This window comes from Seonamhaeicola sp. MEBiC01930 (genome assembly GCF_045277075.1).
Classification (GTDB): domain Bacteria; phylum Bacteroidota; class Bacteroidia; order Flavobacteriales; family Flavobacteriaceae; genus Seonamhaeicola.
In genome coordinates this window covers 628840-652008 of record NZ_CP104270.1, presented here as the reverse complement: position 1 = coordinate 652008, position 23169 = coordinate 628840, and the positions used below count along the sequence as shown (strand labels likewise).

Genomic DNA, 23169 nt, shown 5'->3' with positions numbered 1-23169 from the left:
TATAGTGCAAATACTTTAAATATAATATAATTATTACTACTTGTAATGTCACTGTATTGGTGTTTTATTGAAATTTTATATGGTAAACCTTATTAAAAAGTTAAATGATTAATTTTATTAAACACTGTTTATTAGATTTGGTTTCAAATCCAAATTATATAATCTATTTAAAGTAATAGAAAAGAAAATGGGGTATGGAGACTATAAAAAATGTAAAAGGTTTGGTTAAGTTTCAATAAGAAGTGTTTATTTTTAATGACGCGTTGCCTTTTTAGTTTTGACCATGTTTTTGACTAAAAAATCCATGTTAATAATATACGAAAAGGCTAGTTTTGGAATTCAAAGATGGATAAGAATAAATTAAATTTATATGAATACAAAAATTAATAAGCTAAGAATAGTATTAACTTTTTTAGTGGTAGCAAGTTTATTAGGATGTTCCAATGTGAAAAAAGATTCTATTCCCTGGGTTGATTTATTTGATGGGAAAACCTTAAATGGTTGGTCTAAAATTGGTGGTAATGCTAATTATAAAGTTGAAAATGGTGCTATAGTTGGTGTAACTGTGAAAAATACTCCAAATACTTTTCTGAGATCTGATAACATGTATGGTGATTTCATATTGGAATTAGACTATAAAGTAGATTCAACAATGAATTCTGGTATTCAAATTAGAAGTAATAGTTTTGAAAATTATATGAATGGAAGAGTACATGGTTATCAAGTAGAAATAGATCCATCAGATAGAGCATGGAGTGGTGGTATTTATGATGAAGCTAGAAGAGGTTGGTTAAATCCATTGGAAGGAAACGAGGAAGCTAAAAAAGCTTTTAAACAAAACGATTGGAATCATTATAGAATTGAGGCTATTTCAGACACAATCAAAACTTGGGTCAATGGAGTGCCCGCCTCATATTTAATTGATGATAAGACAGCTGAAGGCTTTATAGGTCTGCAAGTACATAGTATTAAAGATCATCAAAAAGAGGGTACAAATATTATTTGGAAGAATATTCGAATTCTAACCGATAGTTTAGAGAAATACACAACTAAATCTCCTTTAAATCCTATAGTGACAAAAAATAATCTAACAATTGATGAGGCCAAAAAAGGATGGGAACTACTTTGGGATGGTAAAACAACTAAAGGCTGGAAAGGTGCAAAATTAGACGCTTTTCCTGAAAAAGGATGGGTGATAGAAGATGGGGTTTTATCAGTATTGTCTTCTGGTGGAGCTGAATCTAGAGCCGGTGGAGATATTGTTACAAAATCTTTGTTTGGTGATTTTGAATTGAAAGTTGATTTTAAATTAACTCCAGGTGCTAATAGCGGAATTAAATATTATGTTGATACAGAAATTAACAAGGGTCCTGGGTCTTCCATTGGTTTAGAATATCAAATATTGGATGATGCTTTGCATCCAGATGCTAAAAAAGGAAACCATGAAGGAAGTAGAACGGTGTCGTCATTGTACGATTTAATCCAAGCTGATGTTAATAAACCGATAAACCCTATAGGAGAATGGAATACTGCCTACATTAAATCTATTAACAATCATATAGAACATTGGTTAAATGGAGTTAAAGTTCTGGAATATGAAAGAAAAAGTCCAGAATACAGGAAGTTGGTTTCAGAAAGTAAATATGTTAAGTGGCATGATTTTGGTGAGTTGGAAAAAGGTCAAATACTTTTACAAGATCATGGAGACCTTGTTTCATTTAGAAATGTAAAAATCCGATCAATAACAAAAACAGCAAAAGAATAATTATGAGTACAGATAGAAGAAGTTTTATAAAGAAAGCCACGGCAGGGGCGGCAGGTATTGCAATTTCAAGTAATTTAAATGCAATGAGTGCAAAGAGTTATTCTAAAATTATTGGAGCAAATGACCGTATAAATGTTGCGATTCAGGGTTTAGGTCGTAGATATCAAGCGTATTTAGGAGCTATTGCTTCTAAAAAGAGTAATGTAGAGTTACTTTATCTATGTGATGTAATGAAAAGCCAAAGAGATAAGGCAGCAGGTGTTGTTTCTGAAGTTTTAAGAAATAAACCGATTTTGGAGAATGATATTCGCAATGTAATAAATGATAAGAATGTTGATGCCATATTTATGGCTACACCAGATCACTGGCATGCACCAGGTGCCTGTATGGCTATGCAAGCAGGGAAGCATGTGTATTTAGAAAAACCATGTAGTCATAACCCGAGAGAAGGAGAGCTTTTAGTGGCTTATCAACAGAAATATGATAGGATGGTACAAATGGGGAATCAGCAACGTTCGTCCTTACAATCTCAAGAAATAATAAAAGATATCCATAACGGTATAATTGGTGATGTATATGAAGCAACTGCTTTTTATACTAGTAGGAGAGGACCCGTTCCTCATCAAACTAAAACAGCTCCTCCAGAAGGATTAGATTGGGATCTTTTTCAAGGACCAGCACCAAGGCGAGAGTATACAGATGACACTTGGAATTATAATTGGCACTGGTACGGTTGGGATTATGGAACAGCTGAAATGGGAAATAATGCAACACATGAATTAGATATAGCTCGTTGGGCATTAGATGTGAAATTCCCAGAGCGTGTTGATGTGGATGCTGGAAAATTCCATTATAAAGATGATGGCTGGGAAATGTATGATACCATGCAAGCTACTTTTGAGTTTTCTGGAAATAGAAGAATTAAATGGGACGGACAAAGTAGAAATGGTTATAAAAAGTTTGGCGCTGGTAGAGGGACAATTATATATGGTTCTAAAGGATGTGTGTTTATTGATAGAGATGGCTATAAATTATTTAACCAAAAAAATGAGCTGATTAAGGAAAATATTGTTCCTGGAATTGAATCTGGAAATACTTTAGGGGGCGGTGGTAAACTCTCTACGGCACATACTTTAAACTTTTTTGATGCCATTAGGGGAAAAGCTCCTTTAACATCACCTATAGAGCAAGGAGTAATAAGTCAGCTTTTAACACATTATGCTAATATTGCCTCTAGAATTGATGACGCTTTTGAAGTTGATGAAAATACAGGGCGTATTTTTAATAGAGAAGCTATGAAGTTATGGTCTAGAACTTATGAACCTGGTTGGGAAATTAAGTCTGTATAATTTCTAATAATAATTTTCTTAATCACCTTTAAAGTATATCTTTAAAGGTGATTATTTATTAATAAAAATGACTAAATGAAAAGAAGAGATTTTGTAATAAAAAGTGGTTTGGTAACTGCAGGAATAGCTACTTCTACATATGCCGCAACTAATATTATAGGTTCAAATAAAGCTAGAAAAGTTTTGAATATAGGTGTTATTGGAACAGGAGATAGAGGACAAGGTTTAATACCTAATATAAATAGTATAGAAAACTTTAATGTTGTTGCTTGTTCTGATATTCTTTCTTTTCGTTTAGATAAAGGGTTAAAAAAAGTTATGAATCCTAATGTAAAAGGGTTTAGTGATTATAGAGAGCTGCTAGATGATAAAAGTATTGATGCCGTTTTGGTAGCCACACCGTTTAATACACATTCTCAAATTGCAATTGATGCTTTAGATGCAGGAAAACACGTGTATTGCGAAAAAACAATGGCCAAAGGCTATGAAGGCATTAATAAACTTGTGAAAAAGGTAAATGGCTCTAAAAAGGTATTTCAAACAGGGCATCAATATCATAGTTCTAGATTATATACCCATGTAGTTGATTTAATAAAAAGTGGTAAGGTTGGAAAAATACAGTCTTTTGACTGTCAGTGGAATAGAAATGGGAATTGGAGGCGATCTGTTCCAAGTCCAGAATTGGAAAAATCTATAAACTGGAGGATGTATAGAGAATTTTCAGGAGGTTTATTAGCCGAATTATGTTCGCACCAATTAGATTTTGCCAACTGGGTTTTAGATGCTACTCCAAATAAAGTTACTGGTTTTGGAGGCGTTGATTACTGGAAAGATGGAAGAGAAACCTATGATAATATACACCTTATTTATGATTACCCAGAAGGTGTTAAAGCAAAATATACCTGCTTGACAGCAAATTCTAAAGACGATTATCAAATAAAAGTTCACGGTGATAAGGGAACTATAACTTTAAGTTATGGCAAAGCTTGGTTTTTTCCAGAAGGGAAATTGAAAAAGGAATTAGGAGAAGTGGATGGGGTTTCTGGCGCTACAATACTTAATGAACATGGAAAGGGAATTCCAATTGTGGTAGATCATATTGAACCAAGTAAACAGGCTTTAATAGATTTTAGGGATAACGTTCTAAATAATAAAAGACCCGATTCTGATGTTGTTACTGGTGCTAATGCAGCTGTTTGTGTACAAATGGGGTTAGATGCTATGTATAATGAGTCAATAGTGCATTGGAAACCAGAATTTAATATTATTGGCTAGCATGTGTTAAGTTAATAATATGAAAATTAAACTAATTGTTTTCTTTGCCTTTATTTTTACTAGCACAGTTTCATTATACACCCATGCTCAAAACAATATTTCTAAAGAAATACAATTAGAAATATCTCCCGAAACAGTTGGTAAAAGTATAATTTCTAATATTGTTGACAGACGTTTTGGTTGGAGATATCAAAAGGTTTGTTCTTATTACGGAGGTTTAATTTTTGCGTATGCCATTAATGATAAAAGCATAAGCAATATGTTTAAAAAAGGATACGCTCCTTTTTACAATGGTATCCGTAAGCCACATTCTGGACATGTAGATTATAATGTGTTTGGAATTTGGCCTTTTGAACTGTATCGTCAATATGGCGATAAAAAATACTTGAATCTTGCCAAAGAATTGGCAGATACTGAATGGGAAAACCCAAGAGAAGACGGTTTAACCAATTTAACCCGTTTCTGGATTGATGATATGTATATGGTTGGGGCTTTACAGGTACAAGCCTATAGAGCTACTAAAGATAAAGTTTATATTGATAGAGCCGCTTTACAATTAAAAACATATTGTGATAACCTTCAAAAACCAAACGGGTTATTTCATCACCGTGATGATGCCCCATTTTTCTGGGGACGAGGTAATGGTTGGGCAGTTGCTGCATTAACTGAGTTATTATTGGTATTGCCTAAAGACCATGAATATTATTCTGACATTTTAAAGGCCTTTCAAAGCATGATGAATACATTGCTTAAATATCAAGACCCAAATGGAATGTGGCATCAACTAATAAATGATTCTAAAAGCTATGTTGAATCATCATGTACAGGAATGTTTTTGTATGGACTTGCTTCAGGGGTTCACAAGGGTTGGTTACCTATGGGAAAATATAGACATTGTATTGAAAAAGGATGGAATGCTTTAGCTAGCTATGTTAATGAAGATGGTGAAACCGAAAATGTTTGTGTTGGGACTAATGCAAAAAATAATAAAAAACATTATCTCACAAGACCAAAAAGACCGGGTAATTTTCATGGTCAAGCAGCTGTTCTTTGGGCTGCTACAGCAATGATACGTTTGCAAAATAACAAATAACAATAGTAATGTTTTATCCTATTCCTATGCGAATTAATTGTTTTTAGATTTTAAAAATATGTTAGGTCGGCTCTAGTTTAATAATGTTAAGTCTTCTTTCTCTGAAAATATCTACTAAAAACAAGAAATAATATTCCGCAAAGCACCCAAGTAGGAAGTGTCACAAAGGATAAGAATACATCAAATTTAATAGAGATAAAATAGAATAATCCAAAGCTTATAGCCCACGCTAACAACACAGATTTGTTGAAATTGCTATTGGTAGCTTCAGCATAATTTTTAATAATCCCAGCTTTTTTATGTAAGAAATGTTCAAACACAATAATAGCTCCAAATGGTGATAAAATAAAACCATATAACGCCACAAAGCCTAACAGTTTCATGGCAAAGGCAGGGAATAATCCAGCAATGGTGGCTACAGTTCCCGCAATGATAGTTACCCAAAAGGTAGATACTTTTGGTATAATGGCTTGAAAAGCCAAACCAGCTCTATAAATGGTTGGGTTAGCGGTTGTCCATCCTGCTAGAATAACAGCAATAATTCCAAAAAGCCCAATCGCGTTATGTGCTAATGGTCCAGGAGCTACTGGAGGTGCTTCTCCATTGCTTAAGAAGGTTAATGCTTCAGGAGATTTTAAATAAACGGCATACAATAGGGCAGCAGCTATCCACGCCATATAATGACCTACATACATGCCCGCAGCGGTTGTCCATCCTGAACTTGCTTTTTTAGCAAATCTAAACACAGATAAATCAGACATACCAATATGCATAGCGCCATTACAAAACCAAGACCATAAAACCACATGCCAAAAAGTATATTTTATTTGACCAGGAAATGGCTCTGAGCCTTCTCCCCAAATATTCCAAAAATCTGAAAAACTAGATACATTCAACTGTTTAAGAGCAACTATACCGCAAGCAATAAAGGCAACTACAATTATTGGTGACATCCAATTAGCAGCTTTAGATACTGTATCGTAACCTCTTGCAGCTATAATAGAAATAACAGCTCCTATAATAAGAACAATAACTACCCAAGTAATGCCATTGGGCATTGTATCGGTAAGTTTGGGCATGGGCATATCAAAAGGAACACCAACAGCAGTTGCAGAAACGGTAATCATAGAGCCCGCTAAAAAGCAAAATAGAATACCATTTGCAAAATTATAGCCTGTTACCAATTTTTCACCACATATTTTTTCTAACTGATAATAGAGTGTCAACCTATTTTCAACAGCTATTTTAGCCGTTAAAAAGCGCCAGCTTAAAACTGCTAAAAAATTTCCTAATAGTAAACCAATAATTAAATCGAAAGCACTAACACCCGCTGTTAAAAACAGCGGGCCTATCATAAATTCAGTGCCAGCAGCATGTTCGCCGGCATACATACCTAAAAAGCTTTTCCAACTCTTTAACTTGGAGTTTGGTACTGGTTGCCTCTCAAACTCATTCGATGATGTGTTTTCAATATGTTTAGTATCACTCATGTTGTATTGCTTTAGCTAGTTGGATTATTTTATTATAAAAGGTACATGTTTTTTAAGAGCATAGTTGTTCTTTAAAAATTTTGAATTCAATTTTTTGTCAGAAATTGCAATGGCGGCTCCTAATGCTGATCCTAAAGAAGCATCTGTTGTTCTTAGTTTTTTGTCCCTTAAATTGTGCGATAATAGTTTGATGAAAAGGTCGTTGTCAGTAAATCCACCATCAATGTAAACTCTAGTGATTTTGTCATTGCCTATAGCCTTTTTTATACTTTTAATTTGGAGTTGAACAAGTTCAATCATTAATTGATGATAGGCATATTCAAAAGTATTATACGCTATAGTGGTTTCATTGGGCATGTTTTTATCGATTATACTGTCCCATTTAAAACAGTATTTAAAATTTTTATTGATATCAAAAAATGTATCAAAGTCAAATTTTACAGATCTATGATAGCCAGGTGAAGCACCAAAATATTCTGTTAGGTTTTTCACCTGAATTTTGTATTCATTGCCCAAGAATAGACGTTCGGCTTTTACATGTTTTCCATTAATTCGCATATAATTAATGCTATCAGATTCATTATTTTCAGTTGAAATAGGAAAATCTGTAAACGGGTTTAAACTAATGCTCCAGGTACCAGTAGATACTAAAACAAATTTTTTATTTATGCTTCTTACATAAGGCAGTAAAGCAGAGGAACTATCGTGAATGCCCACTCCAATTTTAATGCGTTTGCCATTATAATTCATATTAATGCTTGTTTCAGTAGAAACTATTGGAGGTAATATTTTATGAAGTTCTTCTTGATATACCCAAGAATGATAATCTTTTTTCTGATAGTCCCACAAAGCAGTATGGCAACCAATACTGGTATATTCACTCACAGGAATACCTGTAAAAATATAACTCAAATATTGAGGTAAATGTAGTGAGTACTTTATCTTTTTAAACACTTCTGGTTTGCTATGTTTTAACCAGTATAATTGTAATCCAGAATTCAGCATGCTTAAATCAGAACACCCCGTAATTTTTAGAAATTCATCTTTAGGACCATATTGTTCTAAAAAAAGGCTAACCAATGCTTCATCTAAAGGTTTTGTGTAATTGTAAAGAGGTGTGATAGGTGTGCCGTTTTCATCTAAATGAACCAAACTAGCGCCATAACTAGAAAAATTGATAGCCTCAACGTTATATTCTTTAGTTTCTAGAATTTTGTTGAAGACACTTTTTAACCATTTTTGTAAAGCAGGAAGATTTTCTGTAGGGTGGCCATCTTCATCAGTAATTTCATCAAATAAAATATATTCTTTATAGACTTCTTTAAAGTCTTTATCAAACAAAAAGAATTTTTTATTCGTTTTTCCAATATCAAAAACAGCGGTAACCTTTAATGCCATATTATTTAATTATAAGCCTGTTGCTATGGTATGCTTTCCTCTTTCTTTTATAAGTGTATTTCTTACATTTAAAGTTCTGTAAGCATCAATAGGGTTTAAAGAGCCTCCATTGTTTATTCTTGCTTTTTCAAGTAATGGTCTAACATCTGTTCTGTATGCATTTTGTAAGATGTCTTGACAAAGGGTTACATCATTATTTAGTTGAGCTGCTTTTAGTTTTTCTTGATCGATAAGTAAAGCTTTTGCATAAGCTTCTTGTATGGCTTCTAAAGACTGTATTAAATCTTCTAGAGGGTCTTTTACGTTATGACTAGCATCAATCATCCACGCTAAATCAGGGTTTTGTGGATTGTTTTGTATACCATAAACCAGTTCATTGAAAATTAAGAATAAAGCATATGGTTTTATACTTCCAACGGTTAAATCATCATCACCATATTTACTGTCATTAAAATGGAAACCACCAAGTTTTCCTTTCAACATCAAAATAGAGACAATTTGTTCTATGTTGGTGTTAGGCAGGTGATGTCCAAGGTCTACAAGAGAAAATGCTTTATCCCCACATTCATTAGCTAACATAAAAGATGTGCCCCAATCTTGAATTACGGTGCTGTAAAAATTAGGTTCGTAAGGTTTGTACTCAATGAGCATTTTCCAATCGTTAGGAAGCTCTTTGTAAATTTCTTTTAAACTATCTTGAGTGTTACTAAAAGCAGTTTGAAAATTGTTTTGTCCGGGAAATGATGAGCCGTCAGCTAACCAAACGGTTAAACTTTTAGAGCCCAATTTGTTGCCAATGTTAATAACGTCTAGATTGTGTTGAATAGCCTGTTCTCTTACTGCCTTACTAGTATTACTTAAAGAGCCGTATTTATAGCTTTCTTTTGCGTTTTTCTGATCCTGAAAAGTGTTAGAGTTTACAGCATCAAACTTAATGTTTAATGATGAAGCCAATTCTTTTATAGTGCTATAATCTTTAGGAACATCCCAGGGTATATGAAGTGAAACTGCTCCGGCGGTTTGAGTTAGGGCATGTAAAACACCAATGTCTTCTATTTTTTGCTCCAAACTAGAAGGCTGGCCATAAAATGAAAATCTACCAAAACGAGTGCCTCCAGCACCTAATGCCCAACTTGGGATGGCTACTTGAAAATTGGATAACTTCTCTACTAGCTTATCAATATTATGCCCTTTCTTTGATAATTGATTACTTAAAAAGTCAAACCTTTCATCATGGTCAGATTGGTAGGCTTGATTAGAGTCTTTTATTTGTTCTTTTGAGATTTTCATACATACAGTTTTATTAGAAACAGCTGTTACAAGATAAGTTTTTTATCTAACGAATGCATTAGCCATTCCTCCATCAACATTTATTATGTTTCCCGTTGATTTATCAAGTATTCCAACTAAAGAGAATACGCCGTTTGCAATATCATTTGGGGTTATAATTTCATTTAAAAGATTTCTTTTAGCATAAAAGGCTGGTAATTCTTCTACAGTAATACCATTTGCCTTTGCTCTACCTTCAGCCCAAGCGCCTTCCCAAATTTTACTACCCACAATAACGCCATCTGGATTTACCGTATTTACTCTTACTTTATCTTTTGCTAATTCTGCTGCCAATAAGCGAGACATATGTTGTTGCGCTGCCTTTGCAGTACCATAGGCCACATTATTAGGGCCAGCAACTAAGCCGTTTTTACTGGCTATGCATATAAAATCTCCACCTAAACTTTGTTTGCGCATCACTTCAACACCTTGTTTAGCCAATTCAAATTGCCCTTTTACTAGTACATTTTGTAAAATGTTCCAGTCTTTTTCTGTAGTCTCTTCAATTGGTTTAGAAATAGCTAAACCTGCACTATGAACAATAATGTCTACACCTCCAAATTCTAAACAAGCCTTTTTAAAGGCCGAAGTTATAGATTCAGTATTCGTAACATCACAAACGGCATACGTTGAAACGTCTCGTTTGTATGTGGTATTAGCTTCAATAAGTCTATCTTCTGCAATATCTGCTAAAACTATATTAGCACCTTCTTCAGCTAATTTATCGGCAATTGCTTTACCAATACCTCCACCAGCGCCTGTAACTAATGCTACTTTTCTAGATAGTGGTTTTTCTTTTGGCATACGTTGTAATTTAGCTTCTTCAAGTAGCCAATACTCAATATCAAAAGCCTCTTGTCTTGGTAAAGAGGTGTATGCTGAAATAGCTTCAGCACCTCGCATCACATTAATTGCGTTTATGTAAAACTCACTAGCAACACGTGTTGTTTGTTTGTTTTTAGCAAAACTAAACATGCCAATTCCTGGATATATAATGATAACAGGATTTGGGTCGCGCATTGAAGGACTGTTATCTTTTTTACAAGTATTGTAATAATTTGCGTATTCGTTTCTATAAGTTTCAAAAGCAGGTTCTAGTTGTTTTAAAACGGCTTCGCGATTTGATAAATCATCATTCTTATCTAATTGTAAAACTAATGGTTGAATTTTAGTTCTCAAGAAATGGTCTGGACACGATGTACCCATTGGTGCTAGACGTTCTAAATCATTACTGTTTATGAATTCTAAGACAACATTATCATCTGAAAAGTGGCCAATCATTCGGTTTTCAGAAGAGCATAAACCTCTTAATAAAGGCATTATTTGAGCAGCTTTTTCTTTGCGTTCTTCAGCTTGTAAACTTTCTATTTTTTGACCACCAAATACAATGCCTTTTTGTTTTGTTTTTTTGTCAATATATTCAGAAGCCATTTCAATAACTTCTAAACTATTCATATAGCATTCATACGAGGTATCTCCCCAAGTAAATAATCCGTGACTACCTAAAACAATACCTCTTATTCCAGGGTTGTCATTTAAACATTTTTCCAATTGCAATCCCAAATCAAAACCAGGACGTTGCCAAGGTACCCATCCCATAGTGTCTCCCCAAATTTCTTTGGTAACTTTTTCACTATCTTCAGCAGCAGCAACTGCTATTAGTGCATCAGGGTGTAAATGATCTATATGTGCAAACGGTAATAACCCGTGAAGCGGTGTGTCTATTGATGGTGCTTTACTATCTAAGTCGTAGATACAATGATTAAAAAGTCCAACCATTCTGTCTTCATCTTCTATCCCACCATAAATATTTTTTAAGTTTCTTAATCTTTTGGTGTATAATCCTGCTATTCCAGAACGTGTTAAAGTACCAATATCTCCCCCAGAACCTTTAACCCACATAATTTCTACCTCTTCATTGGTTAGTGGGTCTGTTTCTACCGTTTTGCAACTGGTATTGCCACCTCCATAATTAGTTATTCTTAAATCGGCTCCTAAAATATTAGAACGGTATAAGAATAATTCAATTTGATTATTGCCTAAAGATTCAGCTTTGGCATCATCCCATAGGTAATCTACATATTTAAAGTTTTTAGTTTCTGTGCTCATGGATTATAAAGTTATGTTACGAATATAATTTAACTAGAAAATTTATGTATCCTGTACTGTACTGTGTCTATTATTAATTATGTTATGCTTGGTAGGTTCATAAGCTTTAATTAATTTGCTTAATCTTAAAAAAATCTTTTTCTAAGTTGTAATGGATGTATTAAAATGTATTAAAATTGAGGAACATTCTAGAGTTCCGAAGTATCAGCAAATAGTTGATTCTGTAATACATAATATATCTATCAGTAATTTTAATATAGACCAAAAACTGCCTTCTATTAATAGTTTAAGCGAAGAGTTTTATTTGTCAAGAGATACCGTTGAAAAAGCCTATAGAATATTAAAAGAGCGCAATATAATTACGCCAATAAGAGGTAAGGGATATTATATAAATAGAACCAAACTAATTTCTAAAGTAAATATTCTGTTTTTGGTTAATAAGTTGAGTTCTTATAAAATGCGAATTTACAACTCCTTTGTAAATACCATAGGGGCAAATTCTCATACAGATTTTCATGTTTATCATTGTGATGAGTCTTTATTCTTGAATTTGTTAGACAAAAATAAAGGAACTTATGACTATTTTGTGATTATGCCACATTTTAAAACTGAAGACTTACATCACATAAGTTTCACGGAGAAAATTAGTAAAGCAATTTCCAGAATTCCACCTAAAAAATTAATAATATTAGATAATAGTAAACCAGAAATTAGTGAAGAGGTAACAGAAATATTTCAAGACTTTGAAAATGATATTTACAATGCACTTAGATCTGGTTTATCAAAAATTGGGAAGTATAGTAAATTAGTATTGGTGTACCCTGAAAAAGCTCAGTATCCGTATCCAAGAAGAATATTAAAAGGCTTTACAAAGTTTTGCGTAGAAAACGCAATTGATTTTGAGGTTTTAAATGAGGTTTATGAAGATATAATTCTAAAAAAAGGCGATTTATTTATAACCATAGAAGAATCAGATTTGGTGAATCTCGTGAATCAAATAAGAGAAGATGAATATGTTATGGGAGAAGATATTGGTGTTATTTCTTATAACGATACACCTTTAAAAGAATTATTGGGTATTACCGTGATATCAACAGATTTTAAAGTAATGGGAGAAACTGCTGCAAACATGATTCTAAATAAACAACAAAGTAAAATAAAAGCACCGTTTAATTTTATTGATAGAGCATCTGTTTAATTATGTTTTATAAATACTGAAAGCAGTACAGTACAGGATACAATTTTAGTTCTAAAATCTGTTATTTGTGAATAATCTATTTTTTATGAAAAAGCCATTTCTAGGAGTTCTTTATAGTGCAATTTTAATATTTTTCATGGCCATTGTTAGTTGCAAACAGGTTGGGCAAGCTCAAGTATCAGTATCGGATGCCTCAAGTCCAAAAAACTTAAGCATTGAATATATAAGGCAACCTCAAAATGTTTTAATTGTTGATAATAATCCAGAATTTTCTTGGGAAGTTCCAAGTGTGGCTATTTCTCAATCTGCATATCAAATATTGATAGCATCTTCAAATGAAAATATTGAAAATGATAAAGCAGATATATGGGACTCGAGTAAAGTATTAAGTGATCAATCTGTAAACATTGAATATAAAGGACAATTGCTCAAAGTTGGAAATACCTATTACTGGAAAGTGAAAATATGGGACAATGAAGGAAAAGAATCCTCCTTTTCCAAAGCACAAAAATTTAATTTAGGAGAAGAAAAAGATATTATAACAAGTGCCAATAATTTTCAAGTTGAGACCATAGCTCCTATAGTTTTTAAAAAGACAAATGATACCACTTGCTTTGTAGACTTCGGAAAAGCAGCATTTGCTAATATGGAGTTTAAATATAAAACCGATGTCTCTGATACTTTAATTGTGCATATTGGAGAACAACTTGTAGGCAATAGAATAAATAGAAAACCCAAGGGGACTATTCGTTATCAAAAAATTAAAGTACCAGTAAGTCCTAAGCAGACAAAGTACATTTTAAATATTAAACCTGACAAAAGAAATACCAAACCAGTAGCTATAAAATTACCAGATTCAATTCCTGTGTTATTACCTTTTAGGTATGCTGAAATTGAAGGAGCAAACAATGAGCTTAAAGCTCAGGATTTCACGCAATTGTTTTATCACAGTTATTGGGAAGATGATACCAGCTATTTTACAAGTTCAGATACCATATTAAACCAAATTTGGGATTTGTGTAAATATTCTATTAAGGCAACAACATTTGCGGGTGTATATGTTGATGGTGATAGAGAACGTATTCCTTATGAAGCCGATGCCTATTTAAATCAGTTAAGTCATTATACAACCGACAGAGAATATGCAATGGCGCGTCAAACCATAGAATATTTTATGGAACATCCTACATGGCCAACAGAATGGCAATTACATGTAGCGCTAATGTTTCATGCAGACTATATGTATACGGGGAATACAGAGCTTATTGAGAAATACTATGCGGAATTAAAACATAAAACTTTAATGGAATTACGTAGAGAAGATGGACTTATTAGTTCAGAAAACGCTACGCCAGAGTTTATGGAGAAGTTAGGTTTTAAGAACCCCAAGGCTAAATTAAAGGATATTGTTGATTGGCCACCAGCACAAAAAGATACTGGTTGGAAATTGGCTACTGAAGAAGGTGAACGTGATGGTTTTGTTTTTAAACCAATTAATACAGTGATTAATTGTTTGTATTATAAAAATTTGGAAATTATAACAGAGTTTGCTGAAGTTTTGAATAAGGATGAGGAAGCAAAACAGTTAAAACAATTGGCTTTAAAAGTAAGGCAAGCTATTAATGATAAGTTGTTTGATAAAGACACAGGTGTTTATATTGACGGAGAAGGAACAAACCATGCTTCGCTTCATTCAAATATGATGGCATTGGCTTTTAATATAGTACCTAAAGATAATATAGAATCGGTTGTGAATTTTATGAAAACCCGAGGTATGGCATGTAGTGTGTACGGCTCTCAATATTTATTGGAAGCCCTGTATAATGCGGGAGAGGTAGACTATGTCTTAGATTTAATGACAGCTACTCATGACAGAAGTTGGTATAATATGATAAAGATTGGTTCTACAATCACATTAGAGGCATGGGATATGAAATATAAACCTAATGCAGATTGGAATCATGCCTGGGGAGCTACTCCAGCTAATATTATTCCAAGATATTTGTGGGGTATTCAACCTAAAACTCCTGGGTATGAAATAGCCATGATAAATCCACAAATATCTAGTTTAAAGTCAAGTTCAATCGTAGTACCAACTATAAGAGGAGTAATAAAAGCAAATTATGTCTTAGACGGAGATATAAAAACATATGTAATAAAAATACCCGCTAATATGAAAGCAGAATTTTGTTTTGACTCTAATAATGGTTCTTCATTCACTATAAATAACAAGAGCTTTAATGGTGAGAAAGGAGGTATTGTTAAGCTGGCCCCTGGAGAAAATGTCTTAAAGATAATAAAGTAAATACTTAATATTATTTAATAAGGTTACACTCAATAAACCAAAACTGGTGAACTCATTCATTTGGTTTAAATTTCATGTATTTTATGAATATTACTAGGTGTGCTTATCAACATAACCAAGCAAATTTCAAGTCTATTTTCTTTTCGTTTATTATCTATGGCTTAAGTCTATTTATATGGATATTTTATGCAGGCCTATGGATGAATTGTTCATGCCTGGTTTTTTAATACAGAATAAAATAGGTTCTTTTTTATTATGAAATTCCATGTTGTTTGTAGAAACTGCGTGGGTAGGAGCCTAATAATCCCGTTTAGATTTAATCAAGAAAATCCAGCAATCCATGTTTTTGATTGAAATATCCATTTAAAAAAAACATAGGTAATCTAGTTTAGCAATGATATACCACATGATGGTAAGAATTAATTATTAACTAAACTAATTAAAATGGAAAAACTAAAACTCTTATTGATTGCCTTATTAATAGGCTACACAAGTACTTCTTGGGCGCAGGCAGAAGTGTCAGGTGTAGTAACTGATGGGGATAATGTTCCAATACCAGGAGTAAATATTCTCGTTAAGGGTACTTCTAATGGTGTAGCAACAGACTTTGATGGTAATTACAAGATTAACGCTAATAATGGAGATGTATTAGTGTTCTCTTATGTTGGTTATCAAACTAAGGAGGTAACATTTAGTGGGCAATCTACTTTAAATGTTAAACTAACAGAGGACGCTTCTGTTCTAGATGAAGTGGTTGTTATTGGTTATGGTTCTGTGAAACGAACAGATTTAACAGGAGCAGTTGCTTCTTTAGGTACACAACAAATAACCCAACAGAAAAAGACGGATCTTGGTCAGGCCTTACAAGGGCGTGTTGCGGGCGTAGATGTTAGAGTTACAAATAACAAGCCTGGAGCACCTCTTTCTTTTGATATTAGAGGAAATACTGTAATACAAAATGGGGATGAAACTAGAGATGGTTTAAATTTCGATGGAGATTTATCAAAACCTTTATTCGTTGTAGATGGTGTGTTTTTTGATGATATCAATATTTTAAACCCTTCTGATATTCAACAAGTAGACATTTTAAAAGATGCGTCTGCAACCGCTATTTATGGGTCTCGTGGTGCTAATGGTGTGGTAATTATTACTACTAAAAATGGTATTGAAGGTAAGACAAGATTTACCTATGAGGCAACTATGGGAATAAATTCAGTAGCTAATAAACCAGATATGTTTAATGGTGATGAGTTTGTGGCTTTTGTTGAAGACGTTTTAAGAAGTAGAGCGTGGCAAGGTATGTTTGATTTTGATACGCCATATTACCCAACAGTTGATGATTATAATAATGCTGTCATAGATTTTTCAGGAGAATTCAGATCTTCAAATGAAGAAGCTGATAATGTGGCAAATCGTCGTTATACTGATTGGCAGAATGATTATATTGAAACTGGTATTCAAACTAGTCATAATATAGCTATGTCTGGAGGTAATAATGGATTAACCTATAACGGATCTATTGGGTATTTACGTAACGAAGGTGTTATGGGAGGTCAAGTATTTGAGCGTTATAATTTAAGTACGGCAGTTACCAAAAAAGTGTCAGATAAATTTACAGTTGGTTTAAAAGCTTATTTATCATTGTCTGAACGTGAAACGGGTAGTAACGAATTGTATAGAAGTACATTGCGTTTGTCGCCGACAGTAAACCCTCGTGATACTGAAGGAAACCTTATATTATTTCCAGATGATCAAGATGGGCGTTTTTTAAACCCTTGGTATGAAGCTCATGGAGAATCATGGTTAAACAATACTAGGGCGTTAGACGTAATAAGCAATGTGTTCTTAGATTATAAGCCTAATGACTGGATAAGTTTTAAAACGCAATTTGCGCCTAATATTCGCACTACTCGTCATGGGCAACAATTTGGGTTGTTAACAAAATCAGCAAGAAATGATGAGACTCGTACAAGAGCATATTACGATGCGTTTTTTGACACCTCTTATACTTGGGATAATATTATAAATTTAAACTTTGATGTTGCTGAAGGCCACAATTTAAAGACTACTTTAATATCCTCAGTATACTACAGACAAGATGAAGGTAGTAGAATTGAAACTAGAAATTTTGATACCGATATTTATAGATACTACAATACCGCTGCTGGTTTAGATGTTAGAACCTATGCTACTGGTTATGAAAAAGAAACCTTAGCTTCTTTTGCAGGTAGATTAAATTATAGCATAGATGATAAATACTTATTTACATTTACTGGTAGATATGACGGATCATCGAAATTAGCTGTAGGTCATGAATGGGCATTTTTCCCATCTGCAGCATTTGCGTGGAAAGCCAGTGACGAAAACTTTTTACAAGATGTAAATTGGTTAAGTAATCTTAAGCTACGTTTGAGTTATGGTGAATCTGGGAACGATAATGTAATTGGCCCATATCAATCTTTGGCGTTTTTAAATGGAACGGATTATGTTTTTGGTAGTAATCATTTAAATGGAGTAGTAGTAGGAGGCTTGGCTAATTATGATTTAACTTGGGAGCGTTCTAAGGAATTCAATGTTGGTTTAGATTTAGCACTTCTTCAAGATAAAATACGCCTAGGGTTAGAAATTTATAATAAGAAAACTGTAGATGCCATTTTGGGTAGAACCTTATCAGCTGTATCAGGTTATGGAACAGCAATTGGTAATTATGGGTCTGTTAGAAATAAAGGGGTTGAGATAACTCTTAATACAACCAATATTCAAACAGAGAATTTTAAATGGACCACTAGCCTAAATTATGCTAGAAACAAAAACGAGATTGTTGAATTACAAGGTGATTTAGATAAAATACCTTACGGAAACCACGGAGTACGTCAAATAGGGCAACCTGTAGATGCTATTTATAGTTATAGAATTGATGGGATTTGGCAATTGGATGAAGCTGCCGAAGCGCATACTTATGGCGCGTTTCCAGGACAATGGAAATACGCTGATCTGAATAACGATGGTGTGTTGAATCAAGATGATAATACAGTAATTGGTTCTATTTCTCCTGATTGGATTGGCGGTATGACCAATACTTTTACATATAAGAACTTAGACTTAACAGTGCAAATGCATACAAGACAGGGCGTTTTCGGTCACTCGGAGTTTTATAACAACTTTGCGCCATGGCAAAATGATAGAGCAAAGTTTAATAAGGTCGATTTAGATTATTGGACACCTAATAATCAAAATGCTAAATATCCAGCTGCTCAATATGCTTCAACTGGAAATGATTACTATGTAGATGTAGATTTTGTTAAAATTGGAAATATTGGTTTAGGATATAATTTTTCAGGTGAAGCCTTAGAAAAGTTAAAAATGTCTAGCTTAAGAATGACTTTAGATATTCAAAACCCATTCACGTTTACCGATTTTGCAGGACCAGATCCAGAAACTGGATTAAGTAATACATATAATGCAGGTTATATGATGAAAACTGTATTATTCGGACTTAAGTTGTCGTATTAATTTTAAATATATTAAAGATGAAAATATATAAAAACATAAAACCAATTATAGCATTGTTAGTGTTTTCAATGCTGTTCAATGCCTGTGATGACTTTATACAAGAGGATGTGTATTCTTCAGTAACCAGTGAAAACTTTATTACTGAAGATAATGCAGATCAATTAATAGCTGGTATTTATGCCGCTACAAGAGGTGTATACAGAAATCATGGTTATAAGTTTGCCGGAACTGACCTATTCACAATCAAGGGTGAATTATTTTCTTTAAGTAGCGGGAATGATTACAATAATTTTGTAGCTCCTGAGACTAATGGTGTTTGGAGTGATAATTATAATGTGGTTGCAAAGGCTAATACGGCAATTAATCGTTATGAAAACCAAGTTAGTTGGAGCGATTCTAATCTGGGAGCTAAAGCGTATGGTATTGCCCAAGCACGTGCTTTAAGAGCTTTGGCATTTTTTAATTTAGTAGTACAATACGGTGGTGTGGTTTTAGATCTTGAAGAACCGTTAAGCATACGTAATGATTATACACGTTCTTCAGAAGAGGCTACTTTTACATTAATTATTAGTGAGTTAGAAGCAGCTATGGCAGACCTTGAAGAAAGCCCTGAAGTAGGACGCTTTTCAAAAAGAGCAGCACAACATCTTTTGTCTGAAGTATACCTTACAAGAGCTTACAAATCTTTTGCGGGAGCGAATGATTTCCAAACCGCTGCAGATTTAGCTGTTCAGGCTATAGCTGGTTACGATATCAGATCTCAGACTTTTCCTGAAGTGTTTGATTATGATAATCAGGTAAACGATGAAATTCTTTTTGCGGCGCATTGGGAAAACAATGCTTTCTCAGAAGATAGAAATAATAACAAGCATTCACTATTTAGGAATAACCTGTTTGATTTCCCTGGTGTTAGTCGTGCAAGCCTATATGGTACATCGGGAGCTGGCTGGATGATGACACCATATTTCTATTCATTATTCGAGGATAATGACACTAGAGAAGATGCAACTATTCATCGTGTTATTTATGCAGATGAAGATTCTGCTTGGGAGGACGATGTGATTATCCCAGGAGATACAGTTGTGTATTTTCCTAAAGAACCTCTTGATATAGCTGAACTTACCGATAAGTTAGATAGATATTGGGTATATCAACCAGATGAATACCTGTGGGGTAAGCCAGATGATATTGCTGGGGTAAATTACACATATTCATCAAATCCATATTTTACAAACTTTCCAATAATGAAAAAGTTTGATGATGAAGTGTTTTTTGATCAAAATGGTGGGGCACGTGATACGTTTATTTTTAGAGTAGCAGAAACCCATTTATTAGCTGCTGAAGCCTTTTTAGGAGCAGGTAATACATCATCGGCATTAACACATATAAATAGAGTAAGAGAACGCGCAACTGGGGTTGTAAACCATTATGGCACAATAGACTTAGATGATATTTTGGAAGAACGCGCTTTAGAGTTGGTAGGAGAAACTAACCGTTGGGCGGTGTTAAAGCGTATGGGTAAATTAGAAGAGCGTATAGAGATGTACAATCCACATGTTGTAGACCATGGTGCATTTGATGCTTCAACACATTTGTTAAGACCCATTCCAACTAGGGAACTTGAACTTTCACCTGATACTATGACACAAAATCCAAATTATTAGAATTTTCTTTAAAAAAATAAATAGTTTTTTGAATTAGTTATTGTTGAGTTTAGTTAAAAAGGCAGATGAAAAGATTTTGTCTGCCTTTTTTAATGAATTAAACTTAAGACCCCATCTATTTGAATATTATTTATCTGGTAGTAATGCTTAGCTTCAAATTTTGGGTATTCCAAAAGAGTACATAGCTAGTAATATGCCATGATATAGAAATTAATAGTATAAATGAATTTTTGGATGAGCGTAGAAGTTAAATACTAGCTTCAAACTTGTTTTTTAAATATAAAATTGATGAAACAGAATAAATTATTTACACAAATATTAATTTATCTTTTTATTGTAATAGTATGTTCTTGTGAAGAACAAGTGAAGGAAGAAAATAAAACTGTTTCTGAACAATTATCCTTTTCAGATATGGTCTATCCTTTGTTAGATACAGAACATTCAAGATGGTTTTTCTTTTCATCTGCAAGTAGGCCATTTGGTATGGTAAATCTAAGTCCAGATACAGAGGTTAGTGGTGCTTGGGGTAGTGGGTATCGATATAAAACAGATACCATTAAGGGGTTTAGTCATATACATGCGTGGCAAATGTCTGGTATATCAGTAATGCCAGTAACGGTTTCAGAAGAGAACAGAGAATCAATATTTAGTGATTTCTATTCAAAGTTTAGTCATCAAACAGAAAAAGTATCTCCGGGGTATCATTACCTTGAACTAGATAGGTACCAAATTAAGACTGAGTTAACAAGTACTACACGTGTTGGTTTACACAAATACACCTTTCCTAAAGAAACGCAAGCATCTATATTATTCAGCCTTAATACAATACTGGGGCCGTGTGAAAACATTAAGGGCACGCTAAAAAGAATCAGTAATAATGAGATTTCAGGAAGGGTTACTATGAAGCCAACTATTAGAAGACCTAAACCTTTTACTGTATTCTTTAACGCCGAATTAAACACTGATATAGCATCCATAGATTTGGATGAAAATACTGGAAACTATTTGGTGAACCTTGTAGCACCTAAAGAGGGGGTTCTTATGAAAATAGGGATTTCGTACACCTCAAATGAAAATGCTAAGAATAATATTAAAGAAGAATTGCCTCATTGGAATTTTGAAACTATAGTATCTCAATCCAAAGATGAGTGGAATAATTTATTGGGAAGAATTAAAGTTGAAGGCGGAACACTAAAAGAACAGAAAAGATTTTATACAGATTTGTGGCATTCGCTACAGGGGCGTAGAATTATAAGTGATGTAAATGGTGCTTATCCTGATAATACTGGGGATACCTTTAAAGTGGGGCAATTACCTTTGGATGAAAATAATAAACCAAAATTTAATCACTACAATTCCGATTCTTTTTGGGGAGCACAATGGACCATAAATACTCTTTGGGGACTTGTTTATCCTGAAATAAAAAAAGAGTTTGTTTATTCGCTTTTGCAGTACCAAAAAGATGGTGGATTAGTACCAAGAGGGCCCTCAGGAGGCAATTATACTTACGTTATGACAGGAGCTTCTAGTACACCTTTTATTGTAAGTGCCATTCAGGAAGGTTTAATCACTGAGGATTTAGAACATATTTATCAGGCCTTGAAAAAGAACCATATGTTAGGTGGTATTATGGAAAAGGCAGGCTACGAACATAGAACTAATTTTGGTGGAGGTCTTAATTATTATATTAATAATGGCTATGTACCCTATCCTATTCCAGAAGGTCAATTTGCTGGACATCAAGATGGTGCTAGCCTTACTATGGAGTATGCGTATCAAGATTGGACATTGGCTCAATTAGCCAAAAAATTAGGGCATCAAGAGGACTATGATTATTTTATAAAAAGATCGGAAAATTTCAAGAATGTTTATGACAAAAACTCAGGGTGGATGCGACCCAAAGATGTCAATGGTAAATGGAGTGAGAATTTTGATCCTTATGAGTACAAAAATGGATTTATAGAAGCCAATGGAGCTCAAGCTACATGGTTTGTGCCTCATAATTTAAAGGGCTTGGCGGAGTTAATGGGAGGTTCAGAAAAGGCTGTTGAAAAATTAAATAATCAATTTGAAGCAGCAAGTCAATTAGGTTTTACAGCCGGAACATCTCATGATGTAGAGGAGCATCCTGAGTATAGAAGAATACCAATTAACTACGGTAATCAACCATCAATACAAACCTCACAAGTTTTTAATGAATTAGGTAGGCCAGAATTAGCACAGTATTGGACACGCAATGTTATTAAAAAAACGTTTAGTGGTTTATCACCATCAACAGGATATAATGGAGACGAAGATCAGGGTTTAATGGGTAGTCTAGCAGTATTGATGAAATTAGGTTTGTTTCAAATTAACGGAGGTACAGAAGATAATCCTGAGTACCAATTAACTAGTCCTATCTTTGATAAGATATCAATCCAGTTAAATAAAGACTATTACCCAGGGGGTGTTTTTGAAATTGAAACTATAAATAATAGTTTGGAAAATGTATATGTGAATAAAATAACACTTAACGGTGAGGTTATAGAAACAAATGCTATCAAGCTAAGTGAAATAGTTAAGGGAGGAGTTCTAAAGTTGAATATGAGTTCAAACAATATTAGCGATCAACTCCTCACAGCAAAATAATATTTTATAAATTTTAATATCCCTAAGATTAGTTGATTTATCTTTAAATGATC

General features: G+C 33.6%; 13 protein-coding genes. 9 read left to right on the top strand and 4 right to left on the bottom strand.

The features are described 5' to 3' along the window. The first annotated feature begins 370 nt into the window (after positions 1–370). The 4 genes from N1F78_RS02880 (at position 371) to N1F78_RS02865 (ending at position 5482) form a co-directional block, all read left to right on the top strand. Positions 371–1765, top strand: a complete 1395-nt coding sequence (locus N1F78_RS02880) for a DUF1080 domain-containing protein (protein ID WP_406684690.1) — start codon at positions 371–373, stop codon at positions 1763–1765. 2 nt (positions 1766–1767) lie between these two features. Beyond that, entirely contained in the window at positions 1768–3114 is a 1347-nt protein-coding gene (locus tag N1F78_RS02875; RefSeq protein WP_406684689.1) for a Gfo/Idh/MocA family protein, read from the top strand. 75 nt (positions 3115–3189) lie between these two features. Further along, positions 3190–4389: a Gfo/Idh/MocA family protein gene (locus tag N1F78_RS02870; protein ID WP_406684688.1), complete on the top strand. Its 1200-nt coding sequence runs from the start codon at positions 3190–3192 to the stop codon at positions 4387–4389. Between the two features lie 19 nt (positions 4390–4408). Further along, positions 4409–5482 carry a glycoside hydrolase family 105 protein gene (locus N1F78_RS02865; RefSeq protein ID WP_406684687.1) on the top strand — a complete coding sequence of 358 codons (1074 nt, stop codon included), beginning with the start codon at positions 4409–4411 and terminating at the stop codon, positions 5480–5482. Between the two features lie 86 nt (positions 5483–5568). Here N1F78_RS02865 and N1F78_RS02860 read toward each other — a convergent pair whose 3' ends face one another. Genes N1F78_RS02860 through N1F78_RS02845 form a run of 4 tightly spaced genes read right to left on the bottom strand, consistent with a single transcriptional unit; the run spans position 5569 to position 11808 of the window. Further along, the gene (locus tag N1F78_RS02860) at positions 5569–6972 is read right to left on the bottom strand and encodes a purine-cytosine permease family protein (RefSeq protein ID WP_406684686.1); all 1404 of its coding nucleotides are present in this window, start codon (positions 6970–6972) and stop codon (positions 5569–5571) included. 24 nt (positions 6973–6996) lie between these two features. Continuing rightward, a complete protein-coding gene (locus tag N1F78_RS02855) occupies positions 6997–8370 on the bottom strand; it encodes an FGGY-family carbohydrate kinase (RefSeq protein WP_406684685.1) in 1374 nt (457 codons plus the stop codon). 9 nt (positions 8371–8379) lie between these two features. After that, positions 8380–9660, bottom strand: a complete 1281-nt coding sequence (locus N1F78_RS02850) for a sugar isomerase (RefSeq protein ID WP_406684684.1) — start codon at positions 9658–9660, stop codon at positions 8380–8382. Positions 9661–9702: 42 nt separating this feature from the next. Then, positions 9703–11808 carry a bifunctional aldolase/short-chain dehydrogenase gene (locus N1F78_RS02845; protein ID WP_406684683.1) on the bottom strand — a complete coding sequence of 702 codons (2106 nt, stop codon included), beginning with the start codon at positions 11806–11808 and terminating at the stop codon, positions 9703–9705. A gap of 151 nt (positions 11809–11959) precedes the next feature. Between N1F78_RS02845 and N1F78_RS02840 the strand changes: the two genes are divergently transcribed. The 5 genes from N1F78_RS02840 (at position 11960) to N1F78_RS02820 (ending at position 23116) form a co-directional block, all read left to right on the top strand. Next, entirely contained in the window at positions 11960–13006 is a 1047-nt protein-coding gene (locus tag N1F78_RS02840) for a GntR family transcriptional regulator (protein WP_406684682.1), read from the top strand. Positions 13007–13091: 85 nt separating this feature from the next. Continuing rightward, positions 13092–15311, top strand: a complete 2220-nt coding sequence (locus tag N1F78_RS02835; RefSeq protein WP_406684681.1) for a family 78 glycoside hydrolase catalytic domain — start codon at positions 13092–13094, stop codon at positions 15309–15311. 444 nt (positions 15312–15755) lie between these two features. Next, a complete protein-coding gene (locus N1F78_RS02830; RefSeq protein ID WP_406684680.1) occupies positions 15756–18824 on the top strand; it encodes a SusC/RagA family TonB-linked outer membrane protein in 3069 nt (1022 codons plus the stop codon). A gap of 17 nt (positions 18825–18841) precedes the next feature. Then, positions 18842–20488, top strand: a complete 1647-nt coding sequence (locus tag N1F78_RS02825; protein ID WP_406684679.1) for a RagB/SusD family nutrient uptake outer membrane protein — start codon at positions 18842–18844, stop codon at positions 20486–20488. Between the two features lie 288 nt (positions 20489–20776). Continuing rightward, on the top strand, positions 20777–23116 hold the full coding sequence (locus N1F78_RS02820; protein ID WP_406684678.1) for a GH92 family glycosyl hydrolase: 2340 nt from the start codon (positions 20777–20779) through the stop codon (positions 23114–23116). The last annotated feature ends 53 nt before the right edge of the window (positions 23117–23169 follow it).